27 protein-coding genes and 2 tRNA genes are annotated in these 25,209 nt (G+C 68.6%); 15 read left to right on the forward strand and 14 right to left on the reverse strand.

Annotated elements, in window-relative coordinates:
• The first annotated feature begins 44 nt into the window (after nucleotides 1-44).
• Complete coding sequence (locus ON26_RS05910) at nucleotides 45-1,382, forward strand: hypothetical protein (RefSeq protein ID WP_040794948.1); 1,338 nt, start codon at nucleotides 45-47, stop codon at nucleotides 1,380-1,382.
• Between the two features lie 52 nt (nucleotides 1,383-1,434).
• On the opposite strand, the gene ON26_RS05915 is transcribed toward ON26_RS05910, so the two are convergent.
• Both ON26_RS05915 and ON26_RS05920 read right to left on the reverse strand, forming a co-directional pair.
• The gene (locus tag ON26_RS05915) at nucleotides 1,435-2,169 is read right to left on the reverse strand and encodes an ABC transporter permease (RefSeq protein WP_040795019.1); all 735 of its coding nucleotides are present in this window, start codon (nucleotides 2,167-2,169) and stop codon (nucleotides 1,435-1,437) included.
• A 109-nt stretch (nucleotides 2,170-2,278) separates the two neighbouring features.
• Nucleotides 2,279-3,238 carry a daunorubicin resistance protein DrrA family ABC transporter ATP-binding protein gene (locus tag ON26_RS05920; RefSeq protein ID WP_040794949.1) on the reverse strand — a complete coding sequence of 320 codons (960 nt, stop codon included), beginning with the start codon at nucleotides 3,236-3,238 and terminating at the stop codon, nucleotides 2,279-2,281.
• 106 nt (nucleotides 3,239-3,344) lie between these two features.
• Between ON26_RS05920 and ON26_RS05925 the strand changes: the two genes are divergently transcribed.
• Nucleotides 3,345-4,133 carry a TetR/AcrR family transcriptional regulator gene (locus ON26_RS05925; RefSeq protein ID WP_051026735.1) on the forward strand — a complete coding sequence of 263 codons (789 nt, stop codon included), beginning with the start codon at nucleotides 3,345-3,347 and terminating at the stop codon, nucleotides 4,131-4,133.
• Nucleotides 4,134-4,167: 34 nt separating this feature from the next.
• On the opposite strand, the gene bcp is transcribed toward ON26_RS05925, so the two are convergent.
• The gene (bcp, locus tag ON26_RS05930) at nucleotides 4,168-4,638 is read right to left on the reverse strand and encodes a thioredoxin-dependent thiol peroxidase (protein WP_040795021.1); all 471 of its coding nucleotides are present in this window, start codon (nucleotides 4,636-4,638) and stop codon (nucleotides 4,168-4,170) included.
• A gap of 157 nt (nucleotides 4,639-4,795) precedes the next feature.
• Here bcp and ON26_RS05935 point away from each other — a divergent pair, with 157 nt between their 5' ends.
• Nucleotides 4,796-5,017 (forward strand): DUF3618 domain-containing protein, encoded by a 222-nt coding sequence (locus tag ON26_RS05935; RefSeq protein WP_040794950.1) that lies wholly within the window; start codon nucleotides 4,796-4,798, stop codon nucleotides 5,015-5,017.
• A 106-nt stretch (nucleotides 5,018-5,123) separates the two neighbouring features.
• Here ON26_RS05935 and ON26_RS05940 read toward each other — a convergent pair whose 3' ends face one another.
• Nucleotides 5,124-5,417 (reverse strand): excalibur calcium-binding domain-containing protein, encoded by a 294-nt coding sequence (locus ON26_RS05940; protein ID WP_040794951.1) that lies wholly within the window; start codon nucleotides 5,415-5,417, stop codon nucleotides 5,124-5,126.
• Nucleotides 5,418-5,594: 177 nt separating this feature from the next.
• Here ON26_RS05940 and ON26_RS05945 point away from each other — a divergent pair, with 177 nt between their 5' ends.
• Complete coding sequence (locus tag ON26_RS05945) at nucleotides 5,595-6,128, forward strand: MarR family winged helix-turn-helix transcriptional regulator (protein ID WP_083883770.1); 534 nt, start codon at nucleotides 5,595-5,597, stop codon at nucleotides 6,126-6,128.
• On the opposite strand, the gene ON26_RS05950 is transcribed toward ON26_RS05945, so the two are convergent.
• The 3 genes from ON26_RS05950 to ON26_RS05965 form a co-directional block, all read right to left on the reverse strand.
• Nucleotides 6,112-6,426 carry a hypothetical protein gene (locus ON26_RS05950; RefSeq protein WP_040794952.1) on the reverse strand — a complete coding sequence of 105 codons (315 nt, stop codon included), beginning with the start codon at nucleotides 6,424-6,426 and terminating at the stop codon, nucleotides 6,112-6,114. The genes ON26_RS05945 and ON26_RS05950 overlap by 17 nt on opposite strands.
• 97 nt (nucleotides 6,427-6,523) lie before the next feature.
• Nucleotides 6,524-7,168: a transglycosylase SLT domain-containing protein gene (locus ON26_RS05955; RefSeq protein WP_040794953.1), complete on the reverse strand. Its 645-nt coding sequence runs from the start codon at nucleotides 7,166-7,168 to the stop codon at nucleotides 6,524-6,526.
• Between the two features lie 590 nt (nucleotides 7,169-7,758).
• Nucleotides 7,759-7,831, reverse strand: a tRNA-Lys gene (locus ON26_RS05965).
• Between the two features lie 388 nt (nucleotides 7,832-8,219).
• Between ON26_RS05965 and ON26_RS05970 the strand changes: the two genes are divergently transcribed.
• Both ON26_RS05970 and ON26_RS05975 read left to right on the forward strand, forming a co-directional pair.
• Entirely contained in the window at nucleotides 8,220-9,449 is a 1,230-nt protein-coding gene (locus ON26_RS05970; protein WP_040795023.1) for a L,D-transpeptidase, read from the forward strand.
• 81 nt (nucleotides 9,450-9,530) lie between these two features.
• Nucleotides 9,531-9,749: a hypothetical protein gene (locus ON26_RS05975; RefSeq protein ID WP_040794955.1), complete on the forward strand. Its 219-nt coding sequence runs from the start codon at nucleotides 9,531-9,533 to the stop codon at nucleotides 9,747-9,749.
• 87 nt (nucleotides 9,750-9,836) lie between these two features.
• On the opposite strand, the gene ON26_RS05980 is transcribed toward ON26_RS05975, so the two are convergent.
• A tRNA-His gene (locus ON26_RS05980) sits at nucleotides 9,837-9,909 on the reverse strand.
• 54 nt (nucleotides 9,910-9,963) lie between these two features.
• A complete protein-coding gene (orn, locus tag ON26_RS05985; RefSeq protein ID WP_040794956.1) occupies nucleotides 9,964-10,626 on the reverse strand; it encodes an oligoribonuclease in 663 nt (220 codons plus the stop codon).
• A 224-nt stretch (nucleotides 10,627-10,850) separates the two neighbouring features.
• On the opposite strand from orn, the gene ON26_RS05990 reads away from it, so the two are divergent.
• Nucleotides 10,851-12,629, forward strand: a complete 1,779-nt coding sequence (locus ON26_RS05990) for a helicase HerA-like domain-containing protein (protein WP_040794957.1) — start codon at nucleotides 10,851-10,853, stop codon at nucleotides 12,627-12,629.
• A 385-nt stretch (nucleotides 12,630-13,014) separates the two neighbouring features.
• On the opposite strand, the gene cmrA is transcribed toward ON26_RS05990, so the two are convergent.
• From cmrA to ON26_RS06005, 3 genes are read right to left on the reverse strand one after another with little or no spacing between them, the layout of a single operon-like run.
• Nucleotides 13,015-13,818 carry a mycolate reductase gene (gene cmrA / locus ON26_RS05995; RefSeq protein ID WP_040794958.1) on the reverse strand — a complete coding sequence of 268 codons (804 nt, stop codon included), beginning with the start codon at nucleotides 13,816-13,818 and terminating at the stop codon, nucleotides 13,015-13,017.
• A gap of 37 nt (nucleotides 13,819-13,855) precedes the next feature.
• Nucleotides 13,856-15,886, reverse strand: coding sequence for an NADPH-dependent 2,4-dienoyl-CoA reductase (locus ON26_RS06000; protein WP_040794959.1), 2,031 nt, complete (start codon nucleotides 15,884-15,886; stop codon nucleotides 13,856-13,858).
• Between the two features lie 48 nt (nucleotides 15,887-15,934).
• Entirely contained in the window at nucleotides 15,935-16,468 is a 534-nt protein-coding gene (locus ON26_RS06005) for a PadR family transcriptional regulator (RefSeq protein WP_040794960.1), read from the reverse strand.
• A 96-nt stretch (nucleotides 16,469-16,564) separates the two neighbouring features.
• On the opposite strand from ON26_RS06005, the gene ON26_RS06010 reads away from it, so the two are divergent.
• Nucleotides 16,565-17,899 (forward strand): MFS transporter, encoded by a 1,335-nt coding sequence (locus ON26_RS06010; RefSeq protein WP_040794961.1) that lies wholly within the window; start codon nucleotides 16,565-16,567, stop codon nucleotides 17,897-17,899.
• A 6-nt stretch (nucleotides 17,900-17,905) separates the two neighbouring features.
• Here the strand turns inward: ON26_RS06010 and ON26_RS06015 are convergent, their stop codons facing one another.
• A complete protein-coding gene (locus ON26_RS06015; RefSeq protein ID WP_083883782.1) occupies nucleotides 17,906-18,529 on the reverse strand; it encodes a TetR family transcriptional regulator in 624 nt (207 codons plus the stop codon).
• A gap of 193 nt (nucleotides 18,530-18,722) precedes the next feature.
• Here ON26_RS06015 and ON26_RS06020 point away from each other — a divergent pair, with 193 nt between their 5' ends.
• From ON26_RS06020 to ON26_RS06030, 3 genes are all read left to right on the forward strand, one after another.
• Entirely contained in the window at nucleotides 18,723-19,781 is a 1,059-nt protein-coding gene (locus ON26_RS06020; RefSeq protein WP_051026736.1) for a ferredoxin reductase, read from the forward strand.
• A gap of 71 nt (nucleotides 19,782-19,852) precedes the next feature.
• Nucleotides 19,853-21,004, forward strand: coding sequence for a fatty acid desaturase family protein (locus ON26_RS06025; protein WP_040794964.1), 1,152 nt, complete (start codon nucleotides 19,853-19,855; stop codon nucleotides 21,002-21,004).
• Nucleotides 21,001-21,330 carry a hypothetical protein gene (locus ON26_RS06030; protein ID WP_040794965.1) on the forward strand — a complete coding sequence of 110 codons (330 nt, stop codon included), beginning with the start codon at nucleotides 21,001-21,003 and terminating at the stop codon, nucleotides 21,328-21,330. The genes ON26_RS06025 and ON26_RS06030 overlap by 4 nt, the downstream gene beginning before the upstream one ends.
• Nucleotides 21,331-21,373: 43 nt before the next feature.
• Here ON26_RS06030 and ON26_RS06035 read toward each other — a convergent pair whose 3' ends face one another.
• The gene (locus ON26_RS06035) at nucleotides 21,374-21,904 is read right to left on the reverse strand and encodes a DUF4254 domain-containing protein (protein ID WP_040794966.1); all 531 of its coding nucleotides are present in this window, start codon (nucleotides 21,902-21,904) and stop codon (nucleotides 21,374-21,376) included.
• A 363-nt stretch (nucleotides 21,905-22,267) separates the two neighbouring features.
• Between ON26_RS06035 and ON26_RS06040 the strand changes: the two genes are divergently transcribed.
• The 4 genes from ON26_RS06040 to ON26_RS06055 all read left to right on the forward strand — a co-directional run bounded on the left by ON26_RS06040 (nucleotide 22,268) and on the right by ON26_RS06055 (nucleotide 25,124).
• Nucleotides 22,268-22,588, forward strand: coding sequence for a hypothetical protein (locus tag ON26_RS06040; RefSeq protein WP_040794967.1), 321 nt, complete (start codon nucleotides 22,268-22,270; stop codon nucleotides 22,586-22,588).
• Between the two features lie 170 nt (nucleotides 22,589-22,758).
• Complete coding sequence (gene ectB / locus ON26_RS06045) at nucleotides 22,759-24,015, forward strand: diaminobutyrate--2-oxoglutarate transaminase (RefSeq protein WP_040794968.1); 1,257 nt, start codon at nucleotides 22,759-22,761, stop codon at nucleotides 24,013-24,015.
• A gap of 116 nt (nucleotides 24,016-24,131) precedes the next feature.
• On the forward strand, nucleotides 24,132-24,626 hold the full coding sequence (locus ON26_RS06050) for a Dps family protein (RefSeq protein ID WP_040794969.1): 495 nt from the start codon (nucleotides 24,132-24,134) through the stop codon (nucleotides 24,624-24,626).
• Between the two features lie 99 nt (nucleotides 24,627-24,725).
• Entirely contained in the window at nucleotides 24,726-25,124 is a 399-nt protein-coding gene (locus tag ON26_RS06055) for an NUDIX hydrolase (RefSeq protein ID WP_040794970.1), read from the forward strand.
• The last annotated feature ends 85 nt before the right edge of the window (nucleotides 25,125-25,209 follow it).

Consider the following 25,209-nt stretch of genomic DNA (forward strand, 5'->3'; position numbering starts at 1 on the left):
CCGCGCAAACGGTTACGGGGAAGGCGGGTGTGGTGGGTCGACTCATGGTGACTCTGGGGGCTTCCATCGAGCGCGGTGCGGTGCGCGCGGTGGCTTTGTCGGAATCCGGGGGCAGGTGGGCCGAGCGGGTGCTCGTCCATCGCGTGGTCAGGACCGGAACCGACCCGGCGGAGATCGCCGTGGCGGTGGAAATCGCCCTCGACGGGGTGGCCGCCGAACTGCGGCTGATGGACGCCGGCGACCTGGCCGGCCGGATGACCGACGCGGCCGATCTCGAGGAGCCGATCGGCGATCTCGACTCGGCGATCGTCGGCGCCGCGGTGGTCTACCGGGAGGCCGCCCAGCGCAAATCGGTCGTCACCCGGCTGGCCGAGGGCCGCTGGCACGGCGCGGCGCTGGTTCCGCTCACCTCGGCGCACCTGAGCGTGGCCGCCGATATGCCCTCGCTGACGGAGTTCGGCGACCTGCTGGTCTGCGATGTGGTTCCCGGCTATCAGGCCTGCACGGTGGTCGACGCCGCGCGCAGCCGGGTCCTGGCGGCGACCGGCCGGGCCGGAACGGTCGCCGCGCTCGGTGAGGTGGTGTGCGCGGCGGGCGATCAGAGCGAGGCGGCGGGCGTCCGGTTGGACGCGGTGGTGCTGATCGGGTCGGCCGCCGATTCGTTCGAGGTGCGCGCGGCCGTCGAGGAGCTCGGCGTGCCGGTGCTGTCGTGCCCGCTCGCGGCCGCGGCGACGGCTGTCGGCGCGGCGCGCTGGGTGCTCGACGATCTGGCGGGCGCCGTGGACGAGGATGTCGCCGAACCCGCCCGGGGCAAGCCGGCGCCGGCGCTGCCGACGGCCGTGGGCGCGCTCGCCTGCGGGCTGCTCACCGCGGGCCTCTACGCGGGCGGTGGGCTGTACATCGCACAGAACGAGGGCGGTCCGGCCGCATCCGACGACGCGCGGGCGACAGCCAACAGCGAGATCGTCGGTCGCACCGGCTTGTTCGGCGGCATCGACACCGGCTCCTCGGTCCGGCCGGGCGAGTTCGACCCCGAGCGCATCGACCCGGAGCGCTTCCGTGCGGCGGAGATCGCCGAGCCGATCGAGCAGCCCACATATTCGCTGCGCTCGTCCGATTCGCAGAGCCACTGGGGCGAGCCGGGGGCGCCGCTGAGCCTGCAACCGGCCCAGAGCGGGCTGGTGGAAGCCGCCGACGAGCCTGCCGCGCTGCCCGGCGCCGGACTGCCGACCGAACCGACACTGGGCGATCCGGACGCCATGCTGTTGTTCCCGGGTGAGGCGCCGCCGCCACCGCCGTTCACCGCCGAGTCCTATCGGTGGTGGGACAACCACGTCCGGCTGATCGCGCAGTGGGCGGCCCAGCGCTTCGCCGGAGCCTGAACACATCCGATGCCGGTGCGGTCACCGCACCGGCATCGGGGATGCGGCGGGGTCAGGCGGTCGCGGCGCGGCGCTGGAACAGCACCCGGGCCGCCCGGTAGCCGGCCGCGGCGATGCCCACGCACCAGGCGGTCGCGAGCAGTGCGCTGTTGCCGATCTCGGTGCCCATGAGCAGTCCGCGCACCGTCTCGATCACCGGAGTCACCGGCTGGTTCTCCGCGAAGGCGTGCAGTGCGGTGGGCATGGACTCGGTCGGGACGAACGCGCTGCTCACATAGGGCAGGAACATGAAGGCGAAGGTGAAACCGTTCGCGGCCTCCGGGTTACGGGCCAGCAGTCCCAGCGCGGCCGCGACCCAGGACAGTGCGAGTACGAACATCGCGATCACCGCGATCGCGCCGAGCCAGCGCAACGGGTCGGCGGTGGGCCGGAACCCGAGCGCCACCGCCACCACGATCACGATGCCGGTGGTGACGAGATTGCGCAGCACGCTCTCGGCGACATGGCCGGTCAGGACCGCCGAGCGGGCGATGTCCATGGCGCGGAACCGGTCGACGATGCCCTCGCTCAGGTCGACGGCGATGCTCACCGCGGTGGTGGACGATCCGAATCCAGCGCACAGCAGGATGATTCCCGGCACCACGTAGTCGATGTAGGCGCCCTCGCCGGCGTTCATCGCGCCGCCGAAGACGTAGACGAACATCAGCAGGATCATGATCGGCAGCGCCAGCGTCATGATCATCGTGTCCGGACTGCGCCGGGTGTGCCGCAGGTTGCGGTCGAGCATGGTGAGGCTGTCCTGGGCGTTGCGCAGGGCCCGCCGGGACAGCGGTGGCTTGGGCGTGGTGGCCGCGTCGGTGGTCACGGGGAACTCGTCTCGTTGGGGGCGGGGCTTGTCAGGCCGCGGTGCCGGTCGGGGTGGGATGCCCGGTGAGGGCGAAGAAGACGTCGTCGAGGTCGGGGCTGTGCACGGCCAGGCGTTCGATGGTGACGTCGTGGTCGGCGAGCCGGTCGAGGACGTGTTTGATGTCGGCGGCGTTGCCGTCGGAGGGGATGCGCACGGACAGTTGCTCGTGATCGGCGTGGTGATCGAGGCCGGCGAGTGTGCGGGCGGCGGCGTCGAGGGTGTGCGCGTCGGCGAAGAACAGAGCGATGTGACCGCCCGGAACGCGCTGTTTGAGTTCCCCGGCGGTGCCCTCGGCCACGATCCGGCCGCCGTCGAGCACCGCGATGCGGTCGGCGAGCTGATCGGCTTCCTCGAGGTATTGGGTGGTGAGCAGGATCGTCACGCCTTCGGCGGCCAGTTCCCTGATCACCGCCCACAGCTCGCGGCGGCTGCGCGGATCGAGACCGGTGGTCGGTTCGTCCAGGAACACCAGGCGGGGACGGCCCATCAGGCTCATCGCCAGGTCCAGGCGCCTGCGCATGCCGCCCGAGTAGCTGTCGGCGGGCTTGCCCGCGGCCGCGACGAGGTCGAAGCGCTCCAGCAGTTCGTCCCGCCGGGCACGGATCAGCTCGCCCGGCAGATGCAGCAGCCTGCCGGCCAACTGGAGGTTCTCCGCGCCGGTCAGCACTTTGTCGACGGCGGCGAACTGGCCGGTGACGCCGATCAGGCCGCGGACGGTGGCCGCCTCGCGGATCAGGTCGTGGCCGAAGACGCGGACCTCGCCGCTGTCGGGGGTGGTGAGGGTCGCCAGGATGCGGACCAGCGTGGTCTTGCCCGCGCCGTTCGGGCCGAGCAGCGAAAAGATGCTTCCCGCGGGCACTTCCAGATCGAGTCCGGTGAGCACGCGATGCTCGCCGTAGGACTTGCGCAACCGGCGCACGGTGAGTGCGGAGGTGGGACGGGTGGTCATGGGAACCTCTCCCCGAGAACTGTTTACTGTCAATACAGTTTATAGAGTAAGCAGTTTGGCGGCGCAACCCCGCGGCACGGCTAGAGTCGACGCGAAGGAGGAACCCATGACCAGGTCGGAGGATGCTGCCGGGACGGCACCGATCGAGCTACCCAGGCCGATGGCGCTGTTGTGGGGTCTGGCGCCGGAGGGCGAACGCGGCCCCAAACGAGGGCTGACCTTGGAGCAGATTCTGGACACGGCCATCGCGCTGGCCGACGCGGAGGGCGCGTCGGCGCTGTCGATGAGCCGGATCGCCAAGGAACTCGGTTTCACCGCCATGTCGTTGTACCGCTATGTCGACAGCAAGCAGACGCTGGTGCTATTGGTCCTGGACCGCGTCATCGGCAGCCCGCCCGCGATCGCGGCCGACGCGAGCTGGCGGGCGGGGCTGCGGGCATGGGCGGTCGCGGAATTCGACGTGCTCGCCCGGCATTCGTGGTACCTGGAGATACCGATGGCCGGTCCGCCGATGGGGCCCAACAACATGGCGTGGCTCGAAGCCGGGTTGGCCACGCTGGGGCGGACGAACCTGCCGGAACAAACTCGGTTCCAGCTGGTGATGAACCTGTCGCTCTACGTTCTCGGCCGGTCCTGGGCGGCCAAGGATGTCGTCGCCGACCAGGGCGAGGAGTACGACTTCGAAGAGGTGATGCTCTCGGTGCTCGACCCGCAGCGATTCCCCGCGCTGGTCTCCGCGCTCGCCGGCACCGCTCTCGATGGCGATATCGACTGGGCACGAGCGGATTTCGAGTTCGGCCTGGATCGGATGCTCGACGGCTACGAGCGCTATCTCGCAGCGCACGGATTCGGCGCGGTCGAGGACGCGGCTGCGGGGGGTCCGCCGAAGAGCTGAGCGCGCCGCCGCGGCGGCGCGCCCAGGGACGATCTCAGACCGACAGGTCGCGGCGCAGTTTGGCGACGTGGCCGGTGGCGCGCACGTTGTACTGGGCCACCTCGATCCGGCCTTCCTCGTCGACGAGGAAGGTGGAGCGGATCACGCCGGTGACGGTCTTGCCGTACATCTTCTTCTCGCCGAAGGCGCCCCACTCGGCGAGCACCTCGCGGTCGGGGTCCGAGAGCAGCGGGAAGGTCAGCGACTCGGCGTCACGGAACTTCGCCAGTTTGGCCGGCTTGTCGGGGGAGATGCCGACCACGTCGATGCCGGCCCCGCGGAGTTCGGCGAGATTGTCCCGGAAATCGCAGGCCTGCTTGGTGCAGCCGGGCGTGCTCGCGGCCGGGTAGAAGTAGACGACGACCTTGCGGCCGCGGTAATCGGCGAGCGAGACCTCGTTGCCGTCCGCGTCGGGCAGAGTGAAGGCGGGAGCGGTGTCACCGGGGGCGAGTCGTTGGTTCGTCACGTCCTGCACGGTAACCGAAAGGGCGCGGGCCGGGCCGATACACTCGTCCGCGAGCCCTGGTGATTCGCGGACCGCCGGGTTTCCCGGCCGGGACATCTCGGTGGAGTCCGGGCCCGGTTCGCGCCCGGTGGCACGCCAATCGACGAGGAGGAATGACGTGGGTAGGGATACCGAGCGGATCGAGCGGGAGATCGAGGAGGCTCGCGCGCGGCTGGCGAGCACGCTCGACGAGTTGGCGGTGCGCGCCGATCCGCAGCGGATCGCCGACGACACCAAGGCAGTGGTCGTGGCGAAGCTGAATCAGCCGAAGGTGAAGTACTCGCTGATCGGCGCGGGTGCGCTGGTCGTGGGACTGGTGCTGGTCAAGCTCTTCCGCTGACCGTCGCGACGAAAAACACCCGGTGTGGCCTGTGGCCGCACCGGGTGTTCTCGTCTTCGATCGCTTGCCGAATCGGCACGACTGCCCGATCGGTGAGATCGCCCGATCAGACTGTCGGGCAGGCGAATCCGTCGCCGTCGGGATCCAGGTGCGGGCCGTAGCCCGGCTCGCCACGGAAGATCGGGGCCCGGCCGGCGGCGCGGGCGTCGTCGCAGTTGGCGAAGGCTCCACCCGCGGAACCGGTCTGGGAGAGACCGGCCGAACCGGTCATGATCAGACCGGTGTCGATGGCGGAGGAGCCGGTTCCGGCGGAACCGGTGTTGGCGGAGGCCAGGGCGGGGGCCGCGACGAGCGTCAGGCCCGCGGCGGCGGTGCTGACAAGGAGCCGGCGAACGTTCATGTATTCCTCTGTGTCTGCTGCGGTGAGTGGCGTCGAGGGTCCCGGCGCCGCCCCCACTGTTGCGATGGGTCGCTGAGTTGTCAACCGCGCGAACGCAGCACGGGGTGCGGATACGGGGTGGGTCACCATACCGTCCCGTATGTGGTGTCCATGTCAACCAATGGCTAGACTGGTGAGGTGGCGCGATGGCTGAGTGAGGAAGAACAGCGGACCTGGCAAGCCTATATCCGCATCAGGCTCCGGATGGATGCCGCGATCGCCGCAGGTCTGGCGCGCGATGGGCTGTCGCTGGCCGACTACGACCTGCTGGTGCCGCTCTCGGCCGCGCCGGAGGGCAGGCTGCGCGCCAAGGACCTCGCGGCCGAGGTCCGTTGGGAGAAGAGCAGGCTCTCCAAGCATCTGGCCAGGATGGACGCGCGCGGCCTGGTGGTGCGCAAGCCTTCACCCGAGGACGCGCGCGGAATCATCGTCGAACTGACCGACGCGGGACGGGCCGCTCTGGAGCGGGCCGCGCCCCATCACGTCGAGCTGGTGCGCACCCTGTTCATCGACCCCATGAGCGAGGAGCAGGCGCGTGCCTTGCGGGAACTCGCCGATCGCGTGGTGCCCTCGACCGGGGACGGCGACGACGTGTGCGATGAGACCGAATCCTGCGACGAGGACGACCCCTGTGACACGGACTCCCCGGGCGGGCTCACGACCACGGCGTGATCGGCGGCTTCACCCAGAGCAGCTTCTCCTCCGGATGGGCGCGGCCGGCGGCCGGATGGCCGGGGTGGCGGGCCGCCCACGCGGCCTTCTCGTCGAGCAGTCCGGCGACCACCTGCCAGGTCTCGCCGGTACCGGGTGGATTGGTCTGCGCGGCTCTGGCCAGTTTGCGCAGGAGCGCCGGGGGCATCTCGCGCAATTCGCTCGCGCTGATGTCGCGGTCCCACAGGTAGACGGCCAAGCGCCGGGCTTTCTCGGCGCGTCGGCCTGCCGAGATGTCGTTGTGCGCGTAATCGGCCACCGGGGCATTTTACGGCCGACGCCCCGCCACCCGGCCCGGGGAGAGCCTGGTGCGGGGCGTGCGTGCGCGGGGCGCGGAAACGGCTGTGAGCCCGCGCTCAGTAGGCGCTGTTGACGTTGTCCATGCTGCCGTAGCGGTGCGCGGCGTAGTTGCAGGCCGCGACGATATTCGAGACCGGGTTCCAGATGTCGAAGGGGGTGCCCTCGACGTGGTAGGCGGCGAAGGTGGGGTCGATCACCTGGAGCAGTCCCTTGGACGGGATGCCCGCGGCGGCGTTGGAGTCCCACAGGTTGATCGCCTGGGGGTTGCCGGTGGACTCGCGCATGATGTTGCGGTAGATGCCGTCGTAGCTGCCGGGGATCCCGTGGGCGGCCATGATGTCGAGCGATTGGCGGATCCAGCCGTCGAGATTGTTCTCGTAGACCGGCGGGGCGGGGGCGGCGATCGGCTCGACCGGCGGCGCGGGCGGTGCGGGCGGTGCCGGCTCGGGTGCGGGCGCGGCCTGCTCGACAGGCGCGGCCTGCTCGGGAGCGGCGGAAGCGACCTGCTCGGCCTGGGCGGCCACGGCTTCGGCGACCGGCTCCTGCTCGGCGACCATCGTGATCCGGGCTGCGGGGCGGTCGTCGGCGACCGAGATCGCCGAGGACGTGGCGATCGAGAGGACGGCTGCGGCGGCCACCGCGAGGGTCAGGCCTTCGCGAACAGTGGTGCGCCGGAAAGTGAGCAGACGGGTGTCGGGCATCGCTGAATCGGTTCCTTGATCTGGGACGTGGTGGTCCGAATCGCACTCGAGCAGCGCGGATCCGGCGGCGCGGGCGGCATGCCTCGCGTCGATGGAATCGGTGTGCTGTTGTCGGTTCTGTTGTCACGGACACTGCGGTCCGGCAAACACGACGTGCTGCCTGTCGCGGGCGACTCGATGTCGAGTGCGGCCGCGGGCGTCGCGCGGAACTCCACTTCGGGTGGAGCGACGGGGCTCGTGGAGGCGCCGGGCGAATGTGCCGCGGCTGGTCGGTAACCGAACCCCAGGTCGCTTTGACCTGATTGCAGAATGGTCACGGTAGGTTAACGGAAGATGAACAAAGCGCCAACGAAGAGTGTGGGCGATCTTGAATCGGCCAGGTGACCGCCCGGGAATGTGCCGCCTTGCAGGGAGTTTGCCGCTAAACATTCCGTGGCGTAGGTCACAAAAATGTTTCGATAGTCTCGGCGAGATAACGCCCGAATGACAGTTTCATCCCGAAATTCCGGGGGGCTCCGACGGGAAGTCCGCGTAAGGTGGCCCTGGGCATGAAGAAGGCCCGCTCGACATGTCGAGCGGGCCTCGTACTGTGCGCCATCAGGGACTCGAACCCCGAACCCGCTGATTAAGAGTCAGCTGCTCTGCCAATTGAGCTAATGGCGCTTGCTCCGTGTTCCGGTGCGGGACAAACATTAACAGTAGGTGGGTGCAGAAGTGAAATCGGCTGGTCAGAGGGCCTTTCTGGGGCTGTCCGCCGGCGCCGCCCGGCGGCAGCGCGGGGCCGTCCGCCGGCGGTAACGGCTTCGGGTCCGTCGGCGATGCACTCGTCGGGGAGCTTCTCTCGTCGCGCATCGGCGCGACCCATCGGCGTGAGCGCGGTCATTGGACACCTCGAACCTGGCTGGCAGAATGACAGTCAGGTTCTCGACCGGGCCTGCCGAGCGGTGGGTCGACGTGCGGTGGGTTGAGTTTCCGCATCGGTCGAATGCCAGCCGTCAGCACATGCCGTCAGGCGTGTTCGACGGTGTCGAGACGTGAAACGGGGTTGATGATGAGCAGTGGTCATGGTCGGCGTCGAATGCGAAGAACCCGCCGGACATCACGAGTGCTCAGTCTTCCCGCGCTCGTGCTCGCCGTGCTCGCACTCGCGCTGACGTCGTGTTCGACCTCGGCGAACGACAATTCGTCGATGGCGATCGACCGCAATCCGATCACCGAGCTCATCAAGCCGAAGCTGCTCTCGCCGGTCAAGGACGGCGACAAGGGCGTCTCGCCGGGTGTGCCGATGACCTTCGAGGTGCAGGACGGCCGCTTCACCGAGGTCGAACTGGTCAACGAGCAGGGCAAGTCGGTCGAGGGCGCGCTCGCTCCGGACGGTCGCACCTGGTCGACCACCGAGGTGCTCGGGTACGGCAAGACCTATCGGCTGGCGGCCCAGGCGGTCGGTCTCGGCGGCGCGAATTCCGCGACGCTGAGTTTCACCACCAGTTCGCCGGACAGTCAGACCAAGCCGTATCTGAGTCCCGGCGAGGGCGAGGTGGTCGGTATCGGCCAGCCGGTGGCGATCCAGTTCGACGAGAACATTCCCGATCGCCGGGCGGCTCAGGAAGCCATCAAGATCACCACCACGCCGCCGGTCGAGGGCGCTTTCTACTGGCTGAACAACCGTGAGGTGCGCTGGCGGCCGCAGCACTACTGGGCCCCCGGCACGCGCATCGACGTGGAGGTCAACGTCTACGGCGTGGATCTGGGCGAGGGCCTGTACGGCCAGGAGAACATCACCTCTCACTTCGTCATCGGCGACGCGGTCGTCTTCACCGCCGACGACAACACCAAGATGGTGACCGTCACCCGCAACGGCGAGGTGATCAAGGAGATGCCGACCTCGATGGGCAAGGACAGCACGCCCACGGACAACGGTGTCTACATCCTCGCCGACAAGCACGACAAGATCGTGATGGACTCCTCCACCTACGGTGTCGCGGTGAACTCCGCCGACGGCTATCGCACCCCGGTGGACTTCGCGGTCCGGATGTCCTACAGCGGCATCTTCTTCCACTCGGCCCCGTGGTCGGTTGGCGCGCAGGGCAACACCAATACCAGCCACGGCTGCCTCAATCTCAGCCCAGCCAACGCCCAGTGGGTGTACGAGAACGCCAAACGCGGTGACATCGCGATCGTCCAGAATACGGTCGCGGGAACCCTGTCGGGCACCGACGGACTCGGCGACTGGAACATCCCGTGGGAGACGTGGAAGGCGGGCAACGCCGACATCTCCTAGTCCGATTCCTGTCCTCGGTGCGGTCGCCACAACGCAATGTTGTGGCGACCGTGCTGTTTTCTGTGGAGAGAGCGAGGTCGGGTGGCCGCCGGCTACGACGTACGCAAGGTGCACGAGTGTGAATTCTGTGATCGACAGGAGGAGCGGCTCGGCGTGGCCGGGGAGTTGCGCGCGGCCAAGGGCCTCGCCGAAGCCGACGCCGGGGGAGCGCTGTCATGGAAGCGCTTCGGCGGCGGATTCCCGCTCTCTGCCGAGGACGACGAGGGCGTGTGGGTCTACTACATCCACGAGCGCGGCTAGCGCGGGCGGTCCGAGGGTTGCCGGCGGTGGTGAACAGTGGGAATACGAAAGCGGGGCCGGAACTCGCGTTCCGGCCCCGCTCCTCGGGGTGAGTGACGGGACTCGAACCCGCGACAGCCAGGATCACAACCTGGTGCTCTACCAACTGAACTACACTCACCATCACCGGTAACAACCGGCGGCCTAGATATTAGCGTGTCTACCCCGAAGATCCCTAATCGGTTTCCGGCGCGCCCTCTACCTGCGGCTTTGCGTCGTCTTTTCGGTCGGCGGCGCGGTCGGCGTCGATCTGGGCGACGACGGCGGCGATGTCGGCGGTGGAGGGTCCGGGCTGGGCGACGAACGCGGTGCGGCGGTAGTACTCGAGTTCGCGAATCGATTCCTTGATGTCGGCCAGGGCGCGGTGGGTCAGGCCCTTCTCCGGCTGGCCGAAGTAGATGCGCGGGTACCAGCGCCTGCACAGTTCCTTGATCGAGCTGACGTCGATCATGCGGTAGTGCAGGTGCGCGTCGAGGGCGGGCATGTCCCTGGCGATGAACGCCCGGTCGGTGGCGATCGAGTTGCCCGCCAGCGGCACGGTGCGGGGGGTGGGCACGTACTGGCGGATGTAGTCGAGCACCAACTCTTCGGCCTCGGCCACCGTGACGGTGGACCGGCGGACTTCCTCGGTCAGGCCGGAGCGGGCATGCATCTCGGTGACCACCGGAACCATCGAGGCCAGCGCGGCGTCGTCGGCGTGGATCACGATGTCCACGCCCTCGCCGAGCACATTGAGATCGCTGTCGGTCACCAGCGCCGAGACCTCGATCAGCTTGTCGCTGTCCAGGCGCAGCCCGGTCATCTCACAATCCATCCACACCACTAATTTGTCGGACACCCGGGCAACACTACTGCGCCGGTGTCGTCGGCGAACGGCCCGCGACACCAGCGGTCGCCTCGCGCCTCGCGCACTCGCCGCGGGGATACAGTTTCGGCAGGGTCTCCGGTCAGACCGATCCGATCCACTCGATTCGACCCCGCACCACCCGGCCCCGGACGGTTCTGGCCAGCAGTGCCGGACCCGGTTGTGCGGTTTCGAGTCGAGTCGACGGAGGACGTGCGATGACCACCCCCGAGGAGAAGGCAGCCGAGGCGCGCAGGGCGGCTGAGGAGGCGGCCAGGATCGCGGCCGAAGCGGCGGCCGCGGCGGAAGCGGCCGAACGCGAGCTCGCCGAGCATCGGGCGGCGGAAGGTGAGCAGGCCGAGCCGGGACAGGCCGGGCAATCGGCGCAGCCGGGACGGGCCGAGGAACCGGCGGGTGCCGCGCGGGTCGGGCACGGAGAAGCGGTGGCGAGCGCGGCGGTGTCGGCGGGTTCGCCGGCGGCTCGGGAGATCGCGGCCGGGTACGCGAGTGCGGGGCCCGCGATCGAGCTCGGCGCCGTGGTGGTGGACGGCGTGGTGGATCCGGATGCGCGCGTGCGCATCCCGTTGCGGACGATGAACCGGCACGGCTTGGTCGCGGGCGCGACCGGCACCGGCAAGACCAAGACCTTGCAGGGCATCGCCGAGCAGCTCTCGCGCGCGGGCGTCGCGGTGGTGCTCGCCGACATCAAGGGGGATCTGTCCGGGCTCAGCGCCGCCGGGAAGCAGGACGAGAAGATCATCGCCCGGGCCGCGGAGACCGGTGTGCGGGACTGGGCGCCGAGCGGGTTCCCGACCGAGTTCGTCTCCCTGGGCACCGGCGGCGTCGGCGTGCCGGTGCGCGCCACCATCTCCGCGTTCGGCCCCGTGCTGTTGAGCAAGGTGCTCGGACTCAACGCCACCCAGGAGTCGACGCTCGGGCTGATCTTCCACTGGGCCGATCACCAGGGGCTGGCGCTGCTGGATCTGAAGGATCTGCGGGCGGTCATCACTCATCTGGCCAGCCCCGAAGGCAAAGCGGATCTGAAGGGCATCGGCGGGGTGTCGGCGCAGACGGCGGGTGTGATCCTGCGCGCACTGGTGAATCTGGAGGCCGACGGCGGCGATACCTTCTTCGGCGAACCCGAGTTCGATCCGGGCGACTTGGTGCGGACCGCGGGCGGGCAGGGGGTGATCACGCTGTTCGAACTCGGCGCCCAGGCGGCGCGGCCGGTGATGTTCTCGACATTCCTGATGTGGGTGCTCGCCGAACTGTTCCAGACGCTGCCGGAGATCGGCGATGTCGACAAGCCCTCGCTGGTGTTCATCTTCGATGAAGCGCACCTGTTGTTCGCCGATGCCTCCAAGGCGTTCCTGGATCAGGTCGAGCAGACGGTCAAGCTGATCCGGTCCAAGGGCGTCGGGGTGTTCTTCTGCACGCAATTGCCCACCGACATACCGAATCCGGTGCTCTCGCAGCTGGGTGCGCGCATCCAGCACGCGCTGCGGGCGTTCACCCCGGACGATCAGAAGGCGTTGTCGAAGACGGTGCGGACCTACCCGCGCACCGCGCACTACGACCTGGAGAAGGCGCTGACCTCGCTGGGCACCGGCGAGGCGATGGTGACGGTGTTGTCGGAGCGGGGAGCGCCGACTCCGGTGGCGTGGACCAGGATCGCGCCGCCGCGGTCACTGATGGACACCGTCGGTGTGGCCGCGATCTCCTCGCATGCGTTGTCCAGCGGACTTTCGGCGAAGTATCGGCAGACGATCGACCGGGAGTCGGCTTCGGAGATTCTGGCGGCGAAGATGGCCGCTGTCGAGCCGGAGAAGCCGGAAGCGCCGGTGGCGCCCGGCCGTTCGCCGAGCGCGGAGCCTGAGGAATCGGCCGCGGATCGAATCATGCGCAATCCGGCGGTGAAGAGTTTCCTGCGGTCGGCGGCGACGGTGGCCGGCCGCGAGATCACTCGCAGCTTGTTCGGCACCCGTCGCCGCCGCTGACCCGAATCGGGTTCAGCAGGTATCCGCACATCGGGAATCGTTGCGGGAAAAGCGGACTCGCCCCGTCCCCGGGCTGGTCACCTCGGGGAGGGCGGGGCGAGTCGGTCGTCTCGAGGTATCAGAGACCGAGCAGGGTGAGCAGAGCGCCGAGCAGGTTCGAGACGAATTCGAGCACCATGGTGACTAACTCCTTCATCGTTGATTTCTTGCTTGGACCGATGAGAACTTTAACCACAGCAGACAGCTATGACCAAATCGGGGAGAAAACCGGCCTCTGACCGGGAATCTGCCGGGCACCATGGCATTCGGACGGTTGATCCCCTAATGGGATTAGGGGGACCGAAGGTGGGTATGTAATCTGGGCCACGAGCTGGACGGACTGCTATCAGCCGCCGAGCTTGCGGTAGAAGGCGCCGGCGATGGGCGCGCTGAGGGCGCGGGGGCTGTACTGGCCCGCCACGCTCATGCCCTTGCTGATGAGTCCGGGAACGACGCGCATCTTGTTGCGGGCCAGGGCGTCGATGGAGACCTTGGCGGTGTATTCGGAGGAGACCCACATGAAGTCGGGGACCATGCGGTCGACGATCGACGCTTCGGCGGGATCGGGAGTTTCGGTGCGCACGGGGCCGGGAGCGAGCAGGGTGACGTGCACCCCGGAGTCCTTGAGCTCGCCGCGCAGCGATTCGGCGAAGGTGTTGGCGAAGGCCTTGCTGGCGGCATAGGTGGTGTTGTTGGGGATGGGCATGTTGCCCGCGGCCGAGCCGCTGATCAGGATGCCGCCCGCGCGGCGCTCGAGCATGCCGGGCAGCACGGCCAGCGACAGGTCGTGCACCGCAACGGCATTGAGTTCGAGCTGGTCGCGCTCGTAGGCGGGGTCGAGTTCGGCGATGGCGCCGAAGGTGGCGATACCCGCGTTGTTGCACAGGATCGCGATATCGCGGGCGGCGAGTTCCTCGACCAGCGGCGCGCGCTGGGTGCGATCGGCCAGGTCGACCGCGCGCACCTCGGCGGTGATGCCGTGCGCGAGGGTGAGTCGCTGGGCGAGCTCGTCCAGCAGTTCGCCGCGGCGGGCGACCAGGATCAGCGAGTAACCGCGCCCGGCCAGTTCGGCGGCCAGAGCGGTACCGATGCCGGAGGAGGCGCCGGTGACGACGGCGCGATTGTCGGTGGTGGGAGAAGGCAGGCTCACGCCAGCGAGCCTAACGTTCGCCCTGCTCGCCGCGGTCCTACAGGCGCGCGGCCAGCCGGGTGCCCTGGTCGATGGCACGTTTGGCGTCGAGCTCGGCGGCCAGCTCCGCGCCGCCGATCAGGTGCACCCGCACGCCCGCGGCCCGCAAGGGCTCGGCGAGTTCACGCACCGACTCCTGGCCCGCGCAGACGACCACATTGTCGCAGCGGATCAGGCGGGGGCGTTCGCGCCTGTCGCCGAAGCTGATGTGCAGACCCTCGTCGTCGATGCGCTCGTAGTTGACCCCGCCGACGTGCTCGACGCCCTTGGCCTGCAACGCGGCGCGGTGGACCCAGCCGCTGGTCTTGCCCAGCCCCTTGCCGAACGGGGTGGTCTTGCGTTGCAGCAGCACCACATCGCGCGCGGGCGGCGCGGGTTCGGGTGCTCGCAGCTGGCCGGGGACCCGCTCGTCGGCGGAGTCCACGCCCCACTCCTGCTTCCACTCCTCGAGCTTGCGCGTCGGATGGCCGTCCACGGTGAGGAATTCGCCGATGTCGTAGCCGATGCCGCCCGCACCGATCACCGCGACCCGCTTGCCGACCGGTCTCTCCTCGCGCACCAGTTCGGCGTAGGTGAGCACCATGGGGTGATCGATACCGGGGATGTCGGGCACGCGTGGGCGCACGCCGGTGGCCACCACCACCTCGTCGTAGGCTTCGGTCAGCAGCTCGTCGACGGTGGCCGTGGTGTTCAGCCGCAGGTTCACCCCGGTCACGGCGATCATCCGATCGAAATAGCGCAGCGATTCGTCGAATTCCTCCTTGCCCGGGATGCGGCGGGCGATGTCGAACTGGCCGCCGATGCGGTCCTGCGCCTCGTAGAGGTCGACGGTGTGACCGCGTTCGGCGAGGTTGACCGCCGCCGACAGCCCGGCCGGACCGGCTCCGACCACCGCGATGCGCTTGCGGCGGCGGGTCGGCGCGAGCACCAGCTCGGTCTCGTGCCCGGCGCGCGGGTTGAGCAGGCAGGACACCCTCTTGTTGCCGAAGGCGTGGTCGAGGCATGCCTGGTTGCAGGCGATGCAGGTGTTGATCTCGGCCACCCGGCCGTCCGCGGCCTTGTTCGCCCACTGCGGGTCGGCCAGCAGCGGCCGGGCCATCGAGATCAGCCGGGCGTCGCCGCGGGTCAGGATCTCCTCGGCGACCTCGGGCATGTTGATCCGGTTGGAGGCGCATACCGGGACCGTGACCCGCCCGGCGATCTCGGCGGTGAACTCGACGAAGGCGGCGCGCGGCACCGAGGTGACGATGGTCGGCACTCGCGCCTCGTGCCAGCCGATATCGGTGTTGATGATGGTGACGCCCGCGCGTTCCAACTCTTCGGCGAGGGTGAGGATTTCCTCGAAGGATTGCCCGTCCTCGACGAACTCGGCCATCGAGAGCCGGAAGATGATGATGAAGTCGGTGCCGACTGCCGCGCGGACCCTGCGCACGATCTCCAAGGGGAAGCGGCGGCGGTTCTCGGCCGAGCCGCCCCACTCGTCGGTGCGCTTGTTGGTGCGCGGGGCGAGGAACTGGTTGATCAGATAGCCCTCGCCGCCCATGATCTCGCAGCCGTCGTAACCGGCGAGCTTGCTCAGGCGCGCACAACGGACGTAGGCCTCGATGGTCCGCTCGATGCCGCGCCGGGTGAGTCTGCGCGGCCGGAACGGGTTGATGGGAGCCTTGATCGACGAGGCCGACGCGCTGCCGGGCTGGTAGGAGTAGCGGCCCGCGTGCAGGATCTGCAGGGCGATCGCCGCGCCGTGTCGGTGCACCGCCCGGGTGACCGTCCGGTGCCGTAGCGCCTCGGTGGTTGTGGTGAGTTTCGCGCCGAAGGGCAGCAGCCTGCCGACCCGGTCGGGGGAGTAGCCGCCGGTGATGATGAGACCCGCACCGCCCGCGGCGCGTTCGGCGAAGTACGCGGCGAGCTTGTCGATGTTCCAGGCGCGGTCCTCGAGACCGGTGTGCATCGAGCCCATCACCACCCGATTGCGCAAGGTGGTGAAGCCGAGATCCAGCGGCTCGAACAGATGGGGGAAGGAACTCATGGGGACGGGTCTCCCTTCGGCGCGCCCGCCGCTCGGCGGCGCGGGTGGTCAGCGGCGCAGGGTGGTGAGCATCTCCTCGCACCACTCGATATATCCGCTGCAGGTGCGGACGCCGCCGCGCAGCACGAGGTACTGGTGCAGGGCCGAGCCGGAGAGCCGGTCCGGAGCGGGGAAGTCGCGCTTCTCGATCGCGCGCAGCACCTCGAGCCGGTGGGCGTAGAAGTCGCGGTGCCGGATGATCTCGGTGCACACGGCCTCGACGCCGCCGACGCTCGCGCCGCGGATCTTCACGCCGAGGTCGCTGCGCGGGATCTCGATGTCGATGGGCTCGGCGATCCAGCGGGCCAGCTCGGCGTCGCCGGCCGCGGTCACCGAATAGACCTTCTTGTCGGGCTTGCCTTCCTGCGCCACCGATTCGCAGTCGACCCAGCCCGCCTCGACCATGCGCTTGAGCACCCGGTAGATCTGCTGGTGGGTGGCGGTCCAGAAGAATCCGATGGACTTGTCGAAGCGGCGCGCCAGTTCGTAGCCGGAACCGGAGCGCTCGCTCAGCGATACCAGCAGGGCGTGCTCGAGTGCCATGCGGTCAGAGTAGGCGTGACCGGGGGTGATATGCAACGGGGTGCATACCGGGCAGGAAAGCCTGCCGTGTGGGCGCTCGGCCGTTAGCCTGTGCCCATGACGGACGCGCGGGAGTCGATCGGGCAGGCCGCCGGGCGGGGGCAGGCCCTCGCGTGGGGGTTGTGGGATTGGGGATCGGCCTCGTTCAACGCGGTGATCGTCGCGTTCGTCTTCACCGTCTACCTCACCGACAAGGTCGGCGACGACCTGCCCGGCGACATCGCGGCAAGTACCTGGCTCGGCTGGTCGCTCGGCTTCGCCGGCCTGGTGGTCGCGTTGACGGCGCCGGTCAGTGGTCAGTACTTCGACGCGGCCGCCCGGCGCAAGCGGGCGCTCGCGGTGCTCACCCTGGTGGTCATCGTGGCGATGCTGGCCATGTTCTTCGTGCACGACGACTATCGCGACCTGTGGCTCGGACTGGTGCTGCTGGCGATCGGCTCGGCGGCCTTCGAGCTGGCGAATGTGCCCTACAGTGCCATGCTGCGCCAGGTCTCCACTCCCGAGACGGTCGGCAGGGTGTCCGGATTCGGCTGGGCCATGGGCTATTTCGGCGGCATCTTCCTGTTGCTGATCTGCTATTTCGGGTTCATCGCCGGGGAGGGCGACAATCGCGGCCTGTTCGACGTGCCCACCGACGACGGGCTCAACATCCGGCTGGTGGTGCTGGTGTCGGCGATCTGGTTCGCCGCGTTCGCGTTGCCGGTGATGTTCGCGATCCCGGAGATACCGCACACCACCGCCGATCCCGGCGCGGACAAGGCCGGGTTCCTCGGGGCGTACCGGGTGCTCCGCCGCGACCTGCGCGAGCTCTGGCAGACCGACCGGCGCACGGTGTGGTTCCTGCTGGCCAGCGCGGTGTTCCGGGACGGACTGGCCGGAGTGTTCACCTTCGGTGCGGTGCTGGCGGTGAAGGTGTACGGCATAGCCGACTCCGATGTGCTGCTGTTCGGCATCGCCGCGAATGTGGTGGCCGCGCTCGGTGCGGTGACGGCCGGGCGCTTCGACGACCGGATCGGGCCCAAGGTGGTCATCGTGGTGTCGCTGGTGAGCATGCTGATCTGTGGTCTGGCGCTGCTCATGGTGTCGGGGCCCGCGATGTTCTGGGTGTTCGGCCTGCTGCTGACGGTGTTCGTCGGTCCGGCGCAGGCCTCGGCGCGCTCGTTCCTGATCCGGCTGGCCCCGCCCGGCCGGGAAGGACAGATGTTCGGCCTGTACACCACGACGGGCCGGGCGGCCTCGTTCCTCGCGCCGACGCTGTTCGGATTGTCGGTGTGGATATTCGGCGCGGACCGGGCCGGGATCGTCGGCCTGCTCGTCGTGCTCGGCGCGGGCCTGCTCGTGCTGCTCCCCGTGCGCGGACCCGACGCGGTGCGGGAAGCGGCTGTGGCGTAGGGATTCTCAGCGCTGGGCGGGCGGCCACCAGTTGTCCATGCCGAGCGCGATGAGCCGGATCTTCTGAACGGTCGCTTCGCGGATCGCGAGTCGCTCGCGCGGACTCTGCGCCGCCACGTCCGCGGCGACGCCGTCGGCGACGGTGCCGACGATCAGTTCGGCCGCGATCTCCAGATCGCGCGGGCTCCAGTCGTCGAGCGCGGGCAGCCGGGACATGTCGGTGACCAGTTCGCGCACGATCATCTGCAGTTCTCGGGCGATGTTCCTGCGCAGCGCGGCCGATCCGCCGTGGCGCTCGCGGGTCAGGAATCCGAACAGCGCGTGCTTGGCCTCGGCCTGATCGAAGACGAAGCGCACGGTGTCGGCCAGACCGGTGTCGGTGCGGCGGCGCACCTGGCGCAACGCGAGCCGTAGCGCGGTGACGCCCTCGTCGACCAGGGCCGCGGCGAGATCGTCCAGCGAGGCGAAGTGCCGGTAGAAGGCGGTGGGCACGATGCCGGCCGAGCGGGCTATCTCGCGCAGGCTCAGCGCCGCGAAACCGCGCTCGGCGGCCAGCGCGAGGGTGCCGTCGAGGAGTGCGGCGCGGGTGCGCTCCTTGCGTTCGGTTCGGGTTGCTGCTTGCTCGGTCATCACGGTGAGCATACGTGCGTTCACCATACTTTCTGGCCTTTGTTGTTACTCGCGTCACAGCGTTTGCCGGTTGACACCGGTACCGGGAGGTCGGTCACACTGGAGAAGTGTACAAGCGTGCACTGAAACTTGAACAGTTCCTCCCTTTGCCACCGACGGCAGCACGCCCGTGACGACAAGTACGGAGAACGCAATGGTGGATCTCATCGACCTGGTGCAGACCCTGACCACCCCCCATCCGGTGGACCGATACCTCGAACTCGTCCGTCCGACCCTCACCGTGCGGCAGTTGCGCGCCGAGATCACCGAGGTGGACCGCTCGGTGCCCGGCTCGGTCACGCTTACTCTGCGCACGCCACGACGCTGGCGCGGCCATGCGGCGGGTCAGTATGTGCGCATCGGCGTCGTGATCGACGGCGTGCGTCACACCCGGTGTTACTCGCCGATCGATGCCGAGGGCGCCACCGGCCGCACGCTGCGGCTGACCGTCAAGGCTCACCCCGGCGGTCTGGTCTCCCGGCATCTGCACGCCCACGCGCGCCCCGGCGATGTCGTGGATCTCTCGCAGGCCGAGGGCGTGTTCGTGCTGCCGGACCGCAGGCCCGGCCGGGTGCTGCTGATCAGCGGTGGCAGCGGCATCACGCCGGTACTGTCCATGCTGCGCACGCTCGTCGAGCAGAAGCACCGCGGCGAGATCACCTTCCTGCACTACGCGCGCTCGCCCGAGGAGGTGCCGCATCTGCCGGAACTGTCGGCACTCGCGCGCAGGCACCCGCGGCTGCGGCTGGAAATGCGCTACCCCGGGCGTGGTGACGCGCATTTCGGGTACGACGAACTCGAGCGGGTCGCGCCGTGGTTCGCCGACGCCCAGACCTACATGTGCGGCCCGCCCGCGCTGATGGCGGCGGTTCGCACGGTCTACGAGGCCGAAAGCCTCGGCAACCGGCTGCACAGTGAGGAGTTCACGCTGGTCACCGCGCCCGTCGATCCGGCACAGGCGCACGGCACCGTGCGGTTCACGGCCAGCGGCGTGAGCGCCGCGAACTCCGGCGCGGCGCTGCTCGAGCAGGCCGAGGCCGCGGGGCTCAGCCCGGACTACGGCTGCCGGATGGGGATCTGCTTCTCCTGCACGGCCGTACGCCGCACCGGCTGCACCCGCGACCTGCGCACCGGCGAGACCGGATCCGATCCCGATCAGCCGATCCAGTTGTGCGTGAGCGCGCCGGTCGGCGATGTCGACATCGACATCTGAACGCGACATCCGAGTACGACAGAACACCCGAGAACGACGCACAACCGCGAAAGACGACTTCAGGGGATGACATGACGATTCTGACCGAGACCGAGAACGGCCCGCTGGTCCTGAGCCCGGAGCAGGTCCAGCAGCTCGGCGAGGAACTCGAAGAGCTGCGCAATCGCGTCCTCGCCGAGCTGGGCGAGCGCGACCGGGAGTACATCTACTCGATCATCAAGGCGCAGCGCGGTTTCGAGCTCGCCGGGCGCGGCCTGATGTACCTGGGCTTCCTGCCCCCGGCGTGGCTGGCCGCGGTCGCCGCGCTGAGCGTGTCCAAGATCCTGGACAACATGGAGATCGGGCACAACGTGATGCACGGCCAGTACGACTGGATGCGCGAGCCCGACCTGAACTCCCGCGAGTTCGAGTGGGACACCGTCTGCCCGGCCGATCAATGGAAGCACTCGCACAACTACCTGCACCACACCTTCACCAACATCCACGGCAAGGACCGCGACATCGGCTACGGCATCCTGCGGATGGACGAGGCCCAGAAGTGGAATCCCTACTACCTCGGCAACCCGGTCTACGCCTTCGCGCTGATGATGCTGTTCGAATGGGGCGTCATGCTGCACGACGCCGAGGCCGAGAACATCGTCCGGGGCAAACGGTCCTGGTCGGATCTGAAGCCGCTGGTCAAGGGCTGGTGGCGGAAGGCGGGCAAGCAGGCGCTCAAGGACTACGTGATCTTTCCGGCGCTGACCGGGCCGCTGGCGCTCAGCACGCTGGCGGGCAATGTCACCGCGAACCTGGTGCGCAATGTGTGGGCCTACTCGATCATCTTCTGCGGGCACTTCCCCTCCGGCGTACAGACGTTCACCGAGGAGGAGACGGCCGAGGAGACCAAGGGCGAATGGTACGTCCGCCAGATGCTCGGCTCGGCGAATATCACCGGTAGCAGGCTCTTCCACATCATGAGCGGCAACCTCTCGCATCAGATCGAGCACCACCTGTTCCCCGACCTGCCCGCGAACCGGTATCCGGAAATCGCGCCGGAGGTCCGCGCGCTGTGCGAGAAGTACGGTCTGCCCTATCAGACAGGGCCGTTGCACACGCAACTTCTGGATGTGTGGCGCAAAATCTTCGTGCTCGCGCTGCCGCCGCGCCTGACGAAATCCGAACCGGCTCCCGGTGTTATCGTGGTGCGTCAGAAGACGACGACCGAAGTGGGCGCGCGATGATCGGAAAATTCGAAGCCAACAAGGATCTGATTCAGGAATTGACATCCTCGGGGGCGCGGCACGTCGGAAATATCGCGACCATCGTCACCGCGACGGTCGCCGATGTCACCCGCGAAATCGGCGAGTGGATCACCGACGCCATCGAGATGAACGAGGCGGCCGCCGCCGCGCGGCGGGACGCACGGGAATCGGCGGCCGCATCCGGCGCCGAGCAGGTTCCGCCCGGATCCGACACCTTCGAGGCGGATCCGCTCGCCGGCGATCTGCTCGAGGCCGAAATCGTCGAGCGCGACCCGGCCGGGCCGGAGTTCGGCGACCGCCGCTGAGCTCGCGGCTCCCATTTCCCCACGGCGCCTGCCGGTCCACCCCTCAGTGGACCGGCAGGCGCCTGCGGTGCTGGACCACGTCGGTGACGAGATCCTGGTAGCCGTCGGCGAGTTCGGCCAATCGGGTCCATTGCAGGTGAGCGTCGGTGCCGGACAACGGTTCCCGCCGCCGCCCGGGGGTCTCGGCGCCGAGGCAGGACTGCGCGGCAACCCATTTCGCGGCCATCCGGTCGATCACCGCGCCGAGGGTCTCGGTGTGCAGCGACGCGCCGTGCCGGTGCACCACATGGGTGGCGACCCAGGCGTTGATCCGGTCCACCACGGTGGCGCGCTCGCGATCGATGTCCTCGACCACGGCGGCGGAGACGATCGCCGCGGACACCGACGAACTGTCGGCGCTGTGCGCGAGGGCCAGGGCGCGCAGCCTGCGTTCGTGACAATCGGCCAGCGCGCGCGCGTTCACCAGCACCGGATGGGCTCGGGCGGGCAGGTCCGCGCCGGCTCGCAATGCGTGCAGCAGCGCCGAACGTGGTGGGAGTGCGCCGGTTTCGGTCCGTTCCGCATCGGTCGGCATTCGGTTGCCCCCTGTTTCGACGGTTTTCGTATGAAAGTAATCGTGGTGCAGCGATCGGACCTCGGCCGCCTCACCACCATCGCCGTCGCGCGAAGCCCTGGGCGTACGTGGAGAATTCGCGACGTTGCGAGGGATGATCGGCGGCCGGTAATCGGTCCTCACCCAGAAAAGCGCGACCGCCACCGCCGTGCAACCGCTGCGCGCACAATTTGCCGAGGCGCGGGTGAATTGTTATCGACCGCCGTCCGCACGCTGACGCGAATACCCGGGCGCGGAGCCGGGTTCGGTGTCGGGCATTCCCGGAGCAACCGTTTCCGCGCAGGAGCCTTCGCCGCGGTCGCCGATCGGCTAACCTCGATATTCGTGCCCGCCTATGTGTCCTCGCCGGAGTTGACTTTCGGCTTTCTGTTCGCGCTGGAAGACCCCGAGCGAATCGCCGAGGTCGTGCGCGGTCTCATCGTTCGCAAAACCGTCTCGGTGTTCCGTTTGGCGCGGCTGTCCGACGACGACGGACCGCCGGAGCGCTACGTGGTGAACTGGGCGACCATTCCGCAGATCTCCATCACCACCGCCGCGCCCGAGGCCGAGGAGTTGCGGGTGAACGGCATCATGCTGGTGAACGCGTTCCTCGGCGAGGACGGCGAGGTGAGCCTCTACTCGGCGCACGGCGAGACGCCTGCCTGAGTCCTGCGTGGCGATGGTCCGGCGAGTGCGGCTGTGCGCCGGCTGTGACGTCCGGTCCACCGTGGTCGGCGATTTTCCGTGAAAGCGCAGCGCGCGACCCCGCGCAGTGTTAGAAACGCAGGCGCTTCACAAGCGCGGAGAGCTCGCGCGCGGGGCAGGAAGGATCGTCGATGTCTGTCGCCGAGACGAGCGTATTCGAAGAGCTGGAATCCAACGTCCGCGGCTACTGCCGGTCATGGCCCACGATCTTCGACACCGCGAGCGGATCCGTGCTGTGCGACGAGCGCGGCCGGGAATACCTGGATTTCTTCGCCGGCGCGGGCGCGCTGAACTACGGGCACAACAACCCGGTGCTCAAGCGGGCGCTGATCGACTACATCGCAGGTGACGGCCTCACCCACGGCCTGGACATGTCGACGGTGGCCAAGCGCGCACTGCTCGAGGCGTTGCGCGAGCTGATCCTGCGACCGCGCGGGCTCGACTACAAGGTGCAGTTCCCCGGCCCGACCGGAGCCAACGCGGTGGAGGCCGCGCTCAAGCTGGCCCGCAAGGTGACCGGTCGTCAGGCGGTGCTGAACTTCACCAACGCTTTCCATGGAATGACCCTGGGCGCGCTGTCGGTCACCGGCAATGCCGCCAAGCGCGCGGGCGCCGGGGTGCCGCTGCCGCATTCGACGCCGATGCCCTACGACGGATACCTCGGCGAAGGCGACAGCCTGGGCTGGATGTGCCGGATGCTCGACGATTCCTCCTCCGGGCTGGACAGGCCCGCGGCGGTGATCGTGGAGACCGTGCAGGGCGAGGGCGGGGTCAATGTCGCCGGGGTCGAATGGCTGCGCGCGCTGGCCCGGCTGTGCCGCGACCGCGGCATCCTGCTGATCGTCGACGACGTGCAGATGGGGTGCGGGCGGACCGGTCCGTTCTTCTCCTTCGAGGTCGCGGGCATCACCCCCGACATCGTGACGCTGTCGAAGTCGATCGGCGGCTATGGGCTGCCGATGGCGCTGGTGCTGATGCGCCCCGAACTGGACCAGTGGGCTCCCGGCGAGCACAACGGCACCTTCCGCGGCAACAATCCGGCCTTCGTCACCGCGCGGGTGGCGCTCGAGCACTACTGGTCCGACGACACGCTGGAGCGGGCCACCGCAGCCAAGGCGGCGGTGATGTGGACGGCGCTGGAGCGGATCGCGGCACAGTGCGAAGGCGTCTCGGTGCGAGGCCGCGGCCTGGTGCAAGGCCTGGTGTTCGCCGACGCCTCGCGAGCGGCCAAGGTCTGCCGCGCCGCCTTCGATCGCGGACTGCTGGTGGAGACCTCGGGCTCGGTGGACGAGGTGGTCAAGCTGATCCCGCCGCTGACCATCGCCGAGGACGAGCTGGCCCACGGGCTGGGGCTGCTGGCCGACTCGGTCGCCGCGGTGTGTGGCTGAGGTCATGCTCCCGGCGCTGGCCGCGGGCGATCTTCCTCGATAAACTTGAGTCATTCCAGAAAAGCTCGGGAGCTGGGTTTCGGCTCCCCGGGCCTTCTGAGCGAGAGGAGTAGCTCATGACCGCCATGCTGTCCGCCACCCCGATCACCACCCCTCTGGGAACCGCCGAGCAGAAGGTCGTCGGCATCGTCGTCCAGGACGCGCTCGCCGACATGATCGACCTGTCGCTGATCGGCAAGCAGGCGCACTGGAACGTCGTCGGCCGTCACTTCCGTGAACTGCACCTGCAGCTCGACGAATTGGTCGACGCCGCCCGCGGATTCGCCGACTCCATCGCCGAACGCGGTGCGGCCTTGGGCATCTCGCCGGACGGCCGGGCCGCCACCGTGGCCGAGTCGCGTGGGCTGCCGGAATTCCCGGCCGGCTATGTCACCGACCGCAAGGTGGTCGAGGCCGTGGTGAGCACGCTCGACATCGCGGTGCGCCGGATGCGTGAGCGGGTCGAGGCCACCGACACCGCCGACCCGGTGACCCAGGATCTGCTGATCGGGATCACGGCCGAACTCGAGAAGATGCGCTGGATGTTCCAGGCGCAGACCGTCGACAGCTGAGCGGTCCCCGGGTGCCGGGCGCCGAGACGGCAGCAGCACGGCGCGACGACTCGGTGGGTCGTCGCGCCGCGCTGTGCCGGGCCCTCGTAGGGTGGGCCGGTGATCCGTACCGCCGCCCTCGCCCATGTCCGTGACCGCAGACTCCTGCAGACGCGTTCGACGGGCAAAGAGGTCTTCTACATGGCGGGCGGCAAGATCGACGAGGGGGAGACCCCCGATCAGGCCCTGCACCGTGAAGTCAGGGAGGAACTCGGCGTCGCGGTCCTCGATCATCGGCAGCTGGGCATCTTCGAAGCCGAAGCCTTCGGGCACGCGCCCGGGGTGCTGCTGCACATGACCTGTTTCACCGGCGAACTCTCCGGTGATCCCCGGCCCAGCGGCGAGATCGCCGAACTGCGTTATTTCACGGTCGGGGAGTACGCCTCCATGCGGCACGTGGCGCCCGGATCGCTGCTGGTCTTCCAGCGTCTCTACGACCTCGGCCTGATCGACTGGTGAGCCGCGCACCGTGGAAAGCGCCGGGCGAATCGCCCACGCGCGGACGCGGGCGGTCGGAAATCTGGACAATCGTTATACTTGCGCG

It is taken from the genome of Nocardia higoensis NBRC 100133 (genome assembly GCF_000308595.1).
In the GTDB taxonomy this organism is placed as follows: domain Bacteria; phylum Actinomycetota; class Actinomycetes; order Mycobacteriales; family Mycobacteriaceae; genus Nocardia; species Nocardia higoensis.